The following is a 12844-nucleotide window of genomic DNA, read 5'->3' as shown; positions in this document are numbered from 1 at the left end:
TGTGGGGTGGACCGGCACGGCAGAAGGGGCTCAGCTCAGTGGCAGGACCGCGGTGACCCGCCAGCCGTGTTCCCCGCGAACGCCGAACTCCAGGCTCCCCCCGAGCGCCCGGGTGCGTTCGGCGAGACCTTCCAGGCCGCTGGCACCGTGCCGTCCCCGGTCGCCCAGGTGCCTGCCGCCCTTCTCGTTGATGGCGGGCGAGCCGTTGGCCACGGACACGGTGAGCACCGGTTTCGAGTGTTCGGGGCCGAGCGTCACGGACACGGTCACCCACGGTGCGCTGCCGGCGTGCCGCCGTACGTTGGTCAACGCCTCCACCACCACGCGGTGGGCCATGCTCGCCACTTCGCGCGGGACTCGGCCGGGCTGCTCGGCCAACTCGTCAGTGTCCAGGCGGACTTCGGCTCCGCCGGTCGCGCGGAACCGGTCCACGACGTCCACGATGTCCTCCAGACCGTAGGCCGCCGACTGTGAAGCGTCGGACGGGCCCGGGCCGGCTGCGGGGGTTCCGTCGGAGGACCTGAGCATGTGGACCGTACGGTCCAGGGAGCCGAGGGCCTGGAGGCCGGAGGCCTCGATCTGCTGGAGGAGCGGCATGATCTTCTCCGGCCGGTCCGCGCCGATCACCTGGGCCGCCTGCGCCAGTGCGACGATGCCCGAGACGTCGTGGGCCACGAAGTCATGCAGATCGCCCGCCAGTTGGAGTCGCTGACTGAGCCGGGCGTCGTGCACCGCCCGGAGCCTCCGGGTCTCCAGGGCGCGCAGACCGCCGCCCGCGGCGGCCGCGGCGATGGCGCCGAGCGCGAAGAAGGAGCTCTGCGCGGCGGCTTCCAGCGGGGGCGGAGGGAGGTGGAGCCGCAGGAGCGCCGTCGATGCCAGAACCCCGAGCACGGTACAAAGCACGAAGGCCTGCCGGGTCCCGGCGTACCGGGCGACCAGGCAGACGAGCAGCAGGAGCCCCGTGATCTCCACCAGGGTGGCAACGCCGGTCGCCGTCTCGGGGGCCGGAGGGTCCCCGAAACAGGGTGCCGAGGGCGGAGCTCACGGCCACCACGGCGGCGGCCGCCGGGACGAGCCGGTCCCTGCCGTCCAGTGTGGCCACGGCGAGGGCGCCCAGCACCGCGACCATCATGGGCAGGACCGCGCGCCAACCGGCAGATGGGCCCGTCAGGAGACCGGCCGGCACCACGACCGCGAAGGACGCCAGGGCTGCGCAGAACGGGCTGACGGCGCGATCCCGGAGGCGGCCTCGGGCGCGGTTCGCCGTGTTCGTCCCCACCTCCCGGATTCTCCGTATTCCGTCAGGTCAGGTTCTCCTTCGTCTGTCAGCTCGGTGGTGCCGGGAACCCCGAACTGCTGGTGCGCGGCGCGATATTCTTCGACCTGGCACGCCTCGAACGGTCGGTGAGCCTGCCCGCGGAGGACCACGTGGCGATGACCCTGCCGCGGATACACCCGTCATCCGGCTCCCCATCACTCCAACTCTCAGTCGAGCGGCCCCCCATCGCCAGGAGCCGCAGAGCCCGAAGGATGACCGTATGAACGTCGGCACCCCCCGCACCGCACCGTCGGCCAACGTCGTCGCGGACGGATGGCTGCGCCGCTACCCCGCGACGGCGGGCGTCCGTCGCAGGCTGCTGGTCCTGCCGCACGCGGGCGGCTCGGCCGGCTTCTTCCATTCCTGGGGCACCGCGTTCGACAGCGGTACGGAGCTGCTGGTCGCGCGCTATCCCGGACGCCAGGACCGGCTGGGCGACCCCTGCATCACGGCGATGGACGAGCTGGCCGACCGGGTGACCGAGGTGATCCTCCCCTTCCACGACGCACCGCTGTCCCTCTTCGGCCACAGCATGGGAGCCTCGCTCGCCTACGAGGTGGCGCTGCGTCTGGAGCACCGGCGCGGGAGGAGCCCGGCGGCGCTGCATGTGTCGAGCCGCAGGCCGCCGCACCGCCTGACCCCGCGGGCCCTGCACGAACAGGGTGACGAAGCGCTGATCGAGGAGGTGCGCCGGCTCGGTGGCACCGACGAGTCGGTCCTCCGCGACCCGGACCTCCGGGAGATCATCCTGCCCGCCATCCGCGGCGACTTCACGATCGTCGGGACCTACGGTCCGCGCCCCGCCGATCCGGTCAGCTGCCCCGTGTACGCGTACATCGGGGACGAGGACCCGGGCACCTCGGTGGAGGACATGTCGGCGTGGTCCGACGTCGCGTCCGGCGGCTTCCGGTTGGACGTCCTGCCCGGAGGCCACTTCTACCTGGTCGAGCAGCGCGAGCCACTGCTCCGGTCGGTCCTCGCCCGCCTGCGCCCTGCCGACGACGGCCCCCGCTTTCCCTGACCCTGCCTCCCGCCGGGATCCGCATGAAGCACCGGCCCCCTGTGCTCCTATCCTTGGCGGGCGCACACGGCTCCGGCCGGGCGTGAACGACCGCAGGGGACAAGGCCATCGGGGGATCGGGTCAGCATGGGCGAAGGCACGGGCGAGGACAGCGGGCGCTACACGGCGATGGAGGGCATACGTCCGCTCGCGGCCGGTGATCCGGTCCGGATCGGGCCGTATCCCCTGCTCGGCCGGCTCGGTGCGGGCGGGATGGGCCGGGTCTATCTGGCCCGCTCGGCGGGCGGGCGCACCGTGGCCGTGAAGGTGGTGCACGAGGAGCACATCGCGAACGGGGAGTTCCGGGCCCGTTTCCGGCGGGAGATCGCGGCGGCACGGCGGGTCGGCGGGCGCTACACCGCCCCCGTGCTCGACGCCGACGCGGACGCCGAGCCGCCGTGGGTGGCCACCGGCTATGTGCCCGGCCCCTCGCTCGAACAGGCCGTCCGGGAGCACGGTCCGCTGCCCGCCGCTTCGGTGCACGCCCTGGCCGAGGGGCTGTTGCGGGCGCTGGGCGGCATCCATGCCGCCGGGATCGTCCACCGGGACCTGAAGCCGTCCAACGTCCTGCTCACCGTCGACGGCCCCCGCGTCATCGACTTCGGCATCGCCCGCGCACTCCAGGTCTCCGTGGAGTCCCTGCTGACCAGCACCGGCATGGTCATCGGCTCGCCCGGCTTCATGGCGCCCGAGCAGATCCTCGGAGAGGAGACCGGGCCCGGGGCGGACGTCTTCTCCCTCGGCTGTGTGCTGATGTACGCGGCCACGGGACGCCTGCCGTTCGGGGCCGGGGTGAGCAACCAGCACGCGGTGATGTTCCGGATCGTCCAGTCCCCGCCGGACCTCGCTGCGGTGACGGACACCCCCCTGCGCGAGCTGATCGAACGCTGCCTGACCAAGAGCGCCGCCGAACGCCCGGGTGTGAAGGCGCTGTTGGAGGCGCTGACGCCCGCGCCGTCCTCGGCCTCGCCGCGCGGTGCCTGGCTGCCGCCGGTACTCCTGGCCCGGCTGGCACAGCAGTCGGCGCTGTTGCTCGACGCGGAGGTGCCGCAGGCGCCGGAGGCCGCAGAGGTGGCGCGAGGTACGGACGTGCCGGAGGCCGAGGATGCCGCTGATGCTGCGGAGAGGCCGGTGGGCCTGGACGCACGGCGTGCCCCGGAGGCCCCGGAGGCCCCGGAGGCCCCGGAGGCCCCGGAGGTTCCGCCAGGTGCGGGCGCGCCGGAGGCCGAGGACGCCGTCGACGTACCGGGGAGTGCCGAGCCCCCGGCCGCCCCCGCTCCCGCTCCCGTTCCCGCTCCTCGTGACCTCGGCACCGTCGATCTGCGGCCGGCACCGGCGAAGGGCGACGGTCCAGGTACGCCGACGGCCGACTCGACGCCCGCGCTCCCGCCCGCGCCGACCGGGGGCCGGCCTCGGCATCGCCGTCGGCGTACCTGGATCGTCGCGGCCGTCGTCGTCGCCGTGCTGGCGGCCGGCGGCACGACGGCCTTCCTCAACCGCGATCCCGGTGGCGCCACCGACGCCCGGGGCGGAGGGGCCACCGCGCCGCCCGCCGCCGGCGCCCCCTCCGGCCCTGCCGCCTCCCCCTCCGGGGACAGCGACGACGCGGACGACAAGGACAGCGCCAAGGATGGCGAGAGGGAGAAGGAGAAGGGCAAGGAGAACGGGGAGGAGAAGGACCAAGGCGGCGACGGTGGTGACGGTCAGGGCGGGCAGGACGCCGGTAGCGGCGGTGGCTCCGCCTCCGGAGGGGGGCCGTCCGGAGGCGACGGGGCGGCTGCCTCCGGCGGAGACACCGCGCAGGGCGAGACCGGTGCGTCGGGGGCGGGCGGCTCGGGGGGCGCCGCGAAACCGCCCGCCCCGGACCCGGACCCCGCGGCCCCGGACGGCCGGGTGCCGCAGCACTTCGTCGGGACCTGGGCCATCGCGTCCCAGTACAACGCCCTCCAGCCCCACACCGTGGTCGTCCGGCGGGTGTCGCCGGGGCAGAGCGCGGTGACCCTCGTCGCCGACGTACAGGGCTCCGGGCACTGCGAGTACACGGCGAAGCTGACGTCCGTGGCGGACGGCGGGCAGCGGATCAACGTCGGGACCGCCGTGGTGGACCAGGCCCGTTCCACCGGTATGTGCCGCGACACCGACCCCTCGTTCTTCGCCGTCGCAGGGTCCGGCATCCAGCACGACGTCGGTCCCGCCCACGGCAGCGGCTACCGCTACAACCGCGCCTGAACCGGCGCCGGTCAGTCCGAAGGCGGTCGGTCCGAGTCAGTCGGTCCGAAGGCGGTCGGTCCGAGTCAGTCGGTCCGGGACACTCGGTCCGGGTCGGTCAGCCCGGCGCCTCGCCCGGGTACGCGCTCTCGAACGCCGCGTGGAACAGGGCCGTGACGTCCTGCCCGGTGAGGCCCTCGGCGCGGGCCCGGTCCAGCCATTCGGCGAGCGCGGAGCGCAGCGGTGAGCCGGGGCCGGACTGGGGCTGGGCGAGGGAGCGGGTGATGAACGTGCCCGCTCCCTGGCGCACTTCGGCGAGGCCCATGCGCTCCAGTTCGCGGTAGGCCTTCAGGGTCGTGTTCGGGTTGACCTTGGTGGTCGCGGCGACCTGGGCGGCGGTGGGCAGCCGGTCGCCCTCCTCCAGCGCGCCCATGCGCAGCGCCTGCTCGACCTGCCGGACGATCTGGAGATAGGTCGCCACTCCACTGCGCCGGTCGATGCGGAACACGACCACGGTCTTCACCTTCCGCTCGCTTGCGACATTTTACGTAGGAGGAGAGGGCGGTCTTCACAGCGGGCGGCGGGTGACCCGCCACAGAGTGAACGCCGTGAGCAGGGCTGTCCCGGCGAGCAGGATGCCTGCGGCGGTCCACTGCATCGGCGCCATCTGGCTGTAGTCGAGGTATTCGATCACGTCGTTGACGATGCCGTGTTCCTTGATGCACGCGTTCTGCGCCTTATCGGTCGCCTCGGCGCAGGTGCCCCAGCCGTACAGGGTCCCGTCGGCGCTGCCGACCCAGCGGTCCACCTCGTACGACTCGGCGTAGCGGGCCGGGAGTTCGGTGCCCATCGGGTACGTGAAGAGGTGCGTGGAGCCTAGGCGTACGCGGATCTCGTCCCAGACGAAAGTGGTGATCACCGTGAAGAGGAACGTGACCACCATGGCCGGGAGCGTCCGGCGGATCAGGGCGCCGATGGTGATCCCGGCCGCGGTGAGGAAGAGCAGGAGCGCCGGCAGGACGGGCCCGGTGTTGTCGAAGATGACGCCGTCGATCCACTCGCTGAGGAAGACTGAGCGGTACGGCTTCCACCACCAGGTGAACAGCGCCGAGAGCACCACGCCGGAGACCAGCGCGAGGGTGTAGGCCAGGCCCAGCTTGGCGATCAGCCACTGGCGGCGGGTCGCCGACTGGGTGGTGACGAGCTGCGCGGTGCCGTTCTCCTGGTCGCCCGCGATCAGCGGGGCGCCGATGAAGACGGCGAGGATCAGGGGGAGGCCGCCGAGGATGGAGGTGATGTACTCGTAGCCGCGGTGGTTCTCCAGCGGCTGGCCCGCGTCCTTCTCCGGCCAGCCCTTCGCGTCGAGCAGCTGGCCCAGTTCGTGGCGCTCGTACGCGATCCAGAGCGCGGTCAGCAGGGTGAGGCCCAGGACGCAGGTCAGCGCGGTCCGGTGCTGGCGTACGACGAGCCACGGCATTCCGCGCAGCAGGCGGCGTCCGGAGGCGGTTGCGGCGGGCTTCTCGGTGAGGGTGGTGCTCATGCGGCCTGGGTCCCTTCGGCCTCGACGCGGGCGCCCTGGGTGTAGAGCGAGGGCGCGTCCGGGGAGCGGAGATGGGCGAGGAGGACTTCCTCCAGGGAGGGTTCGGCGCTCTCCCAGTCGGCCGGGATCGGCGCCTTCGGCCGGATCATCGCCTGGAACTGCCGCCCCTGGAGGCGGGTTTCGACGACGGTGTGGTCGGCCAGCTCGGGCGGCAGCGAGCCGTCCCGGGCCACCCCGGTGACCAGCGCGTGGGCCGGGACCAGCGCGTCGGCGTCACCGGCCATCCGGATCCGGCCCTCGGAGACGACCAGCAGGTAGTCGCACATGTCCTCCAGCTCGGTCAGCATGTGCGAGGACATCACCACCGTGGTGCCCCGCTCGACGGCCTCCGCCATCAGCAGGGTGCTCATCTCGTCGCGGGCCAGCGGGTCGAGGTCCGACATCGGCTCGTCCAGGAGCAGCAGGTCGGGCCGCTTGCCGAAGGCGAGAGCGAAGGCTACGCGGGTGCGCTGGCCGCCGGAGAGCGTGCCGACCTTCGCGTCCAGCGCGACGTTGCCCGAGCGGACGATCCGCGTCGCCGCGGCCGCGTCCCAGGCGGGGTTCAGTTCGGCGCCCATGCGCAGGGTGTCGGCGACGGTGAACCGCTTGAACAGCGGCTTCTCCTGGCCGAGGAACGCGAACGTGGGCATCACGGCGGGGTCGTCGACCGGTACGCCGAAGACCCGCAGTTCGCCGGTGGTCGGCTGCACCTGCCGGGTCGCCAGTCCGAGCAGGGTGCTCTTGCCCGCCCCGTTCGGGCCGACCAGACCGCAGATGCGGCCGGCCGGGATCCGGAAGGAGCAGTCGCGCAGCGCCCAGCCGCGCCGGTAGCGCTTGCCCAGGCCGCGGGCTTCCAGCGCCCAGCTGCCGGACGTCGCGTTCGGGATGCTCGTGTCTGCCACGCGCCTCGCCTCGATTCCATTAGTCAATTAATGGAATCATGGAGTCGTGGGGGAATGGCTGTCAAGCCTGACGAGCGGGAGGGAGAGGTGGCGGGCTCAGCCGCGCAGGAACGCCAGGACCGCGAGCACCCGGCGGTTGGTGGCGTCCGAGACGTCGAGGTCGAGCTTGGTGAGGATCGACCCGAAGTGCTTGCTGACCGTGCCCTCGCTGACGCGCAGGGCCTCGGCGACGGACGCGTTGGACCGGCCCTCCGCCATCAGCGCGAGCACCTCCACCTCGCGGGCGGTGAGCCGGGCGAGCGGGTCGCGGCGGCGCCGGATCAGCTGCCGTACGACCTCGGGGTCCACCACCGTGGCGCCCTCGGCCACCCGGCGCAGCGCGTCGGCGAACTCCTCGACGTGGCCGATGCGCTCCTTGAGGAGGTAGCCCACCCCCGTACCGTCCGAGGCGTCCAGCAGGTCCTCGGCGTAGGTGCGCTGGACGTACTGGCTGAGCACCAGCACCGGCAGCCCCGGCAGCTTCCCGCGCAGCGTGACCGCGGCCCGCAGGCCCTCGTCCGAGAAGCCGGGCGGCATCCGGACGTCGGTCACCACGATGTCCGGGCGGTGCTCCAGGGCGGCGGCCGTCAGCTCCTCGGCGGTGCCCACCGCGGCGAGGACCCGGTGCCCGAAGCGTTCCAGCAGGCCGACCAGGCCCTCGCGCAGGAGCACGCTGTCCTCGGCCAGTACGACGCGCAGCATCAGGTCCTCGAATCCGCGGGCGGGCAGGGAACCTCCAGCCGGAACACCGTCGGCCCCCCGGGCGGACTGGACAGTAGCAGGGTGCCGCCCAGCACCGAGAGGCGATCGGCGACGCCCTGGAGGCCCGTCCCGCCCCTGCCCCCGTCGGCCGTCCCGCTCCCGCTCCTGCCCCCGTCGGCCGTCCCGCCCAGCCGCGCGCCCCCGCGCCCGTCGTCCTCGACCTCCACCGACAGCGAGTGCCGCACGGTCACTCCGGTCACCGTCACGCGGCTCGCCCCGCTGTGCTTCGCCACGTTCGTCAGCGCCTCGCTGACCGCGAAGTAGACCGCGGTCTCGACGGCTTGGGGCAGTCGGCCCGGTACGGCCAGGAGCACCTCGACCGGGACCGGCGAGCGGTCCGCCAGGTCCTCGACGGCGGCCTCCAGGCCCCGGTCGGTGAGGATGTGGGGGTGGATCCCGTGGATCAGCTCGCGGATCTCCACCAGGGCGACCGACGCCTCCTCGTGCGCCCGGTCCAGCAGCCCGCCCAGCGGTTCGGCGGGTCGCTCCAGCCGGGCGAGGCCCAGCGTCATGGAGAGGGCCACGAGCCGCTGCTGCGCCCCGTCGTGCAGGTCGCGCTCGATACGGCGGCGTTCCGCCTCGAACGCGTCCACCAACCGCGTACGCGACCGGTCCAGCTCCGCGATCCGGGAGTCGAGCGCGGAGTCCGGCGGGGCGAGCAGCGCCCGGGTCAGTACGGCCCGGCCCCGGGCCACCACCCCCAGCGGCCAGGTCAGCAACGGCAGCAGCACCACGCCCGCCAGCAGGACCGCGAACGCCTCCGGCCAGGAGTCGGCGAGCCAGAGCTTCAGGACGCGCGCCTCCCCGTCCCCGCCCGCCGCCATCATCACCGGGGTCCCGATCAGCCCGCCGCACACCAGCAGTACGCTGCCGACGGCCAGGGCCTCCAGCGGCCAGAGGACGAACGCGAAGAGCAGCGCGTACGCCAGCTCCCGCCAGGTGCACCGCTCCTGGAGCCGGGTCCGCAGCCAGGACGCCAGGCCCGGCTCGGGCGGTTCGCGGTGCGGATCGAGGAGAGGCGCCGGGTCGATCAGCCGGAGCCTGCGCCGCTCCAGCGCGGCCAGCGGAATCCCGGCGAGGACGAGCGTCAGCAGCAGCGGCACCCCGATAACGAGGACGGTCAGCGCGCTGCCCACGACAGCCAGCAGGAGCAGCGCGACCAGCGTCGCGACGCCGAGGGGCACGCTGGTCAGGAGGTAGAGCGCGGCACGCCACGGCCGGCCGCCGAGGAGCCGGCGGGACAGCGCCCGGGGCACGGCTCGGGGAAGGGCCTGGCGGGTGGCCCGGGGGAGGGCGGTTCGCGGCTCCGGCGACGAAGGCGGCGGGCTGGGGGAGAGCATGCCGGGCACGCTACGAGACGGTTCCCCGGGCGGCCACCCTGTTCTCTGCCCCTCCCATGGTGGAGCTGGCTCCACCATGGGAACCCCCTCTCGCTGCGATGTGCCGTGCGGGCGTCGCCGGTTGAGTGGACCCCATGAATCCAGTAGCAAGCCCCGGTCAGGTACCGGCCGTCCGGCTCCGGTCCGTGACCCGTTCCTACGGCAGCGGTGGCCGTGACGGCAGCGCTGTCCGTGGCGGCCGCGGTGTCCGTGACGGCCGCGAGGGCGGCGGCGACGGCGGCGACGGCCGCACGGTGAAAGCGCTCGACGACGTCAGCCTGACCATCCACCGCGGCACGTTCACCGCTGTCATGGGGCCCTCCGGCTCCGGCAAGTCGACGCTCCTGCACTGCGTCGCGGGCCTGGACCGGCCGACCGGCGGCCGGGTGCTGCTCGGCGACACCGATCTGACCGGGCTGAGCGAGGCCCGGCTGACCCGGCTGCGCCGGGGGCGGATCGGCTTCGTCTTCCAGGCGTTCAACCTGCTGCCCTCCCTGACCGCCGCGCAGAACGTGGCCCTGCCCCTGAGGCTCGCCGGCCGACGGCCGCGCAAGGCCGAGGTTCTCCACGCGCTGGACCAGGTCGGGCTGCGCGACCGGGCCGGTCACCGGCCCGGCGAGCTCTCCGGAGGCCAGCAGCAGCGGGTGGCCATCGCCCGCGCCCTGGTGACCCGGCCCGAGGTGCTCTTCGGCGACGAACCGACCGGGGCCCTGGACTCCACCGCCGGGCGCGTGGTGCTCGGCCTGCTGCGGGCGATGACCGACGAGGGGCGCACCGTGATCATGGTCACCCACGACCCGGTCGCCGCCTCCTTCGCCGACCGGGTCGTCTTCCTCGCCGACGGCCGCGTCCGGGACGAGCTGGACGCGCCCACGGCGGAGCGGGTCGCCGCCCGCATGGCGGCGGGCGCCGCCCCGACGGCACCGATGCTCTGCAGCGGTCCGGCGGTGGTCCCGTGCTGATGCAGGCACTGCGCGGGATGCGCACGCGCTGGGTCACCTTCGTCGGGTCGTTCGTCGCCCTGGCCCTGGGAGTGGGCCTGATCGCGGCCACCGGACTCGCCCTCGCCGCGACGTTCGACGCGCCGGAGCGGGGGCCCGAACGGTTCGCCGCCGCCCCCGTCGTCGTCCGGGCCGCCGATCACCTCCGGGTCGACACCCCGACCGGGACCCGGAGCAAGCCGCTCGACCACCCCGGACCGGTCGGCCCGCGGACCGCCGACCGACTGGCCGCCCTCGGCCGCACGGTGGAGGACCGGACGTTCCCGGCGGACGTCACGGTTTCGCGTACCGGCCCTGACGTCACGGCTGCTCGTACCGGCCCTGACGTCACGGCTGCTCGAACGGGCGCAGACACGAGGGAGCCGCGAACCGGCCCCGACACCACGGCTCCTCGTACCGGCGCCGACGCGAGGGGGCCCCGTCCCGGCCAGGCCGCCGAGGCCCGGGTCGGGCACCCGTGGCCGGTCGCCGCCGCGGCCCCGTACCGCCTCATCTCGGGCCGCGCCCCCGCCGCCCCGGGCGAGATCGTCGTCACCACCCGGCCCGGCGGCGGCATCCCGCTCCGCACCGGTGAGCGCGTCCTGGTCCGCACCCCGGCCGGTAACGCCCCCCGGACCGTCGTCGGCACCGTGGCCGGCCGGGGCTTCGAGGACGCCGTCTTCTTCACCGACGACGAGGCCGCCCGGATTTCCCCGGACATCGACGCCCTCGTCGTGCACGCCGACGCCACCGCCGTACGCAGGGCGCTCGGGCCGGACAGCGGCATGGACGTCCTCACCGGCCACGACCGCCGCCGCGCCGACCCCGACCCCGACCGCGACGCCCGGGCCCTGGTCTCCGTCAACGCCCTGCTCGGCACCGCCGCGGGCATCACCCTGTTCGTCTCCGCCGCCGTCGTGGCCTCGACGTTCTCCTTCGCCGTGGCCCAACGGCGGCGGGAGTTCGGCCTGTTGCGCACGGTCGGAGCGACGCCGGGCCAGATCCGCCGTACGGTGTGCGCCGAAGCGGTCCTCGTCGGCGTCCTCGCCTCGGCCGCGGGCTCGTGGCTGGGCGCCGGGGGCGCGCCCCTGCTCGTCGGCCGGATGACGGAAGCGGGGCTCGCACCACCCTGGTTCGCCCTCGGCGACGCCTCCTGGCCGCTGCACACCGCCTTCTGGACCGGGGTGTTCGTCGCCACGGCCGGGGCGCTCGTCTCCTGCCACCGGGCCGGGCGGACCGCCCCGACCGAGGCGCTGCGCGAGGCGGCCGTCGACAGCCGCGTCATGCCGGCAAGCCGCTGGGCGGCCGCCGTCCTGGTCCTGCTCGCCGGACTGGGCCTGCCCGCACTGGCGTTGGCCGTCGACCCCGGCGATCTGCTGGGCCGCAAGTCCTACGTCACCCGGCCCATGCTCCTCGTCGTCGGCTTCGCGCTCCTGGCCCCCGTCCTGGTGCGCCCCGTCGGCCGGCTGCTGACCTGGCTGCCCGCGCGGCTGCCCGGCGCCATTGGCGTACTCCTCCGGGAGAACACCGCCGCCGGGGTGCGCAGGACCGCGGCCGTCGCCGCGCCCGTCCTCATCACCGTCGCCCTCGCCGCCACCCTGACGGGCACCGTCGCCACCCTGGAGGAGGCCAGGACCACCGAGGCGCGCACCGCCACGACCGCCGACTTCGTGGTGACCTCGGGACAGGAGGGCCGGCCGCTGACGCCCGACTTCGTGGAGCGGGCGCGGGCCGTCGAGGGGGCCGTGGTCAGCGTCTCGCGGTCCACGGCCGTCACCGCCCTCGAAGAGGACACGGCGCTCGTCACCTCCGAGGCGCGCGCGGTCGACCCCGCCCGGCTGGCCGCCGTGTCGGAGCTGCCCGTGACGGCGGGCCGGCTCTCCGACCTCGACGACGGCGCGATCGTCGTCAACGAGGAGTGGCTGACCACGCGGGTCGGCGACCGGGTCACCGTCTGGCTGGGCGACGGCCGCAAGGCCTCGCTGCGGATCGCCGCCGTCCTGGCCACCGGGACCGGCGACAACGGCGTCTACGTCACCCGGCGCAACGCCGGGGGTGCGGGCGTCGACCGGATCGACGTCAAGGTCGCCGAGGGCGCCGACCGGCGGGCCGTCGCCGCCGCGCTGCACACCGCCGGGGCCGCCACCGGTACGCGGGTGACGACCCGGGCGGAGTGGCTGGCCGCGAACGGCCCGGGGACGAACGGCCAGACCAGGACCGGGCTCCGGATGATCCTCGGCATCGCTCTTCTCTGTACGGCGACGGCCCTGGCCAACACCCTGGTCATGGCCACCTCCGACCGGGTCCGCGATCTCGCCGTGCTCCGTCTCGCCGGAGCCACCGCCCCCCAGGTCCTGCGGCTCGTCGCGGCCGAGGCGGTGGTGGCGGTCGGGGTGGGCGCCTTCCTCGGGGGCGTGGTCGCGGCGGTGAACCTGCTGGTGGTGTGGGGTGCGCTGGTGCTGCTGGGCGTCATGTCCGCCGTCGTGGTGCCGTGGGGAACGCTCGGCCTCGTCGTCGCGGCCGCCGCGCTCCTGGCCGCCGTCTCCGCCGTCCTGCCCGCCTCGCTCGCCCTGCGGACCCGGCCGGTCGAACTTGCGGGCAGCCGGGAGTAGTCGCC

The 12844-nt window shown here is 74.2% G+C and carries 10 protein-coding genes; 4 read left to right on the top strand and 6 right to left on the bottom strand.

The genetic code is table 11. The features are described from left to right. Positions 1-30: 30 nt before the first annotated feature. Entirely contained in the window at positions 31-972 is a 942-nt protein-coding gene (locus N7925_RS15690) for a sensor histidine kinase (protein ID WP_274344192.1), read from the bottom strand. A gap of 566 nt (positions 973-1538) precedes the next feature. On the opposite strand from N7925_RS15690, the gene N7925_RS15685 reads away from it, so the two are divergent. Continuing rightward, a complete protein-coding gene (locus N7925_RS15685) occupies positions 1539-2339 on the top strand; it encodes a thioesterase II family protein (RefSeq protein ID WP_265600230.1) in 801 nt (266 codons plus the stop codon). Between the two features lie 126 nt (positions 2340-2465). Beyond that, entirely contained in the window at positions 2466-4607 is a 2142-nt protein-coding gene (locus N7925_RS15680; protein ID WP_274344191.1) for a serine/threonine-protein kinase, read from the top strand. A 97-nt stretch (positions 4608-4704) separates the two neighbouring features. Here the strand turns inward: N7925_RS15680 and N7925_RS15675 are convergent, their stop codons facing one another. The 5 genes from N7925_RS15675 to N7925_RS15655 all read right to left on the bottom strand — a co-directional run bounded on the left by N7925_RS15675 (position 4705) and on the right by N7925_RS15655 (position 9208). Next, positions 4705-5109 carry a GntR family transcriptional regulator gene (locus N7925_RS15675; protein ID WP_265600228.1) on the bottom strand — a complete coding sequence of 135 codons (405 nt, stop codon included), beginning with the start codon at positions 5107-5109 and terminating at the stop codon, positions 4705-4707. A gap of 45 nt (positions 5110-5154) precedes the next feature. Further along, a complete protein-coding gene (locus N7925_RS15670) occupies positions 5155-6126 on the bottom strand; it encodes an ABC transporter permease (RefSeq protein WP_274344190.1) in 972 nt (323 codons plus the stop codon). Beyond that, a complete protein-coding gene (locus N7925_RS15665) occupies positions 6123-7067 on the bottom strand; it encodes an ABC transporter ATP-binding protein (RefSeq protein WP_265600226.1) in 945 nt (314 codons plus the stop codon). The genes N7925_RS15670 and N7925_RS15665 overlap by 4 nt, the downstream gene beginning before the upstream one ends. Positions 7068-7163: 96 nt before the next feature. After that, the gene (locus N7925_RS15660) at positions 7164-7808 is read right to left on the bottom strand and encodes a response regulator transcription factor (protein WP_265600225.1); all 645 of its coding nucleotides are present in this window, start codon (positions 7806-7808) and stop codon (positions 7164-7166) included. Continuing rightward, positions 7808-9208, bottom strand: a complete 1401-nt coding sequence (locus tag N7925_RS15655) for a sensor histidine kinase (protein WP_274344189.1) — start codon at positions 9206-9208, stop codon at positions 7808-7810. The genes N7925_RS15660 and N7925_RS15655 overlap by 1 nt, the downstream gene beginning before the upstream one ends. 134 nt (positions 9209-9342) lie before the next feature. On the opposite strand from N7925_RS15655, the gene N7925_RS15650 reads away from it, so the two are divergent. Next, positions 9343-10209 carry an ABC transporter ATP-binding protein gene (locus N7925_RS15650; RefSeq protein ID WP_274344188.1) on the top strand — a complete coding sequence of 289 codons (867 nt, stop codon included), beginning with the start codon at positions 9343-9345 and terminating at the stop codon, positions 10207-10209. Continuing rightward, positions 10203-12839, top strand: a complete 2637-nt coding sequence (locus N7925_RS15645; protein ID WP_274344187.1) for an ABC transporter permease — start codon at positions 10203-10205, stop codon at positions 12837-12839. The genes N7925_RS15650 and N7925_RS15645 overlap by 7 nt, the downstream gene beginning before the upstream one ends. The last annotated feature ends 5 nt before the right edge of the window (positions 12840-12844 follow it).

It is taken from the genome of Streptomyces sp. CA-278952 (assembly GCF_028747205.1).
In the GTDB taxonomy this organism is placed as follows: Bacteria; Actinomycetota; Actinomycetes; order Streptomycetales; family Streptomycetaceae; genus Streptomyces.
Note: the sequence above shows the minus strand (reverse complement) of the source record. Positions and strands in the feature narration are given on the sequence as shown.

Excerpts from the sequence above, each read along its gene's own strand:
- N7925_RS15685 (WP_265600230.1), top strand. The coding sequence starts at position 1,539 with ATGAACGTCGGCACCCCCCGCACCGCACCGTCGGCCAACGTCGTCGCG.
- N7925_RS15680 (WP_274344191.1), top strand. The coding sequence starts at position 2,466 with ATGGGCGAAGGCACGGGCGAGGACAGCGGGCGCTACACGGCGATGGAG.
- N7925_RS15670 (WP_274344190.1), bottom strand. The coding sequence starts at position 6,126 with ATGAGCACCACCCTCACCGAGAAGCCCGCCGCAACCGCCTCCGGACGC.
- N7925_RS15660 (WP_265600225.1), bottom strand. The coding sequence starts at position 7,808 with ATGCTGCGCGTCGTACTGGCCGAGGACAGCGTGCTCCTGCGCGAGGGC.
- N7925_RS15655 (WP_274344189.1), bottom strand. The coding sequence starts at position 9,208 with ATGCTCTCCCCCAGCCCGCCGCCTTCGTCGCCGGAGCCGCGAACCGCC.
- N7925_RS15650 (WP_274344188.1), top strand. The coding sequence starts at position 9,343 with ATGAATCCAGTAGCAAGCCCCGGTCAGGTACCGGCCGTCCGGCTCCGG.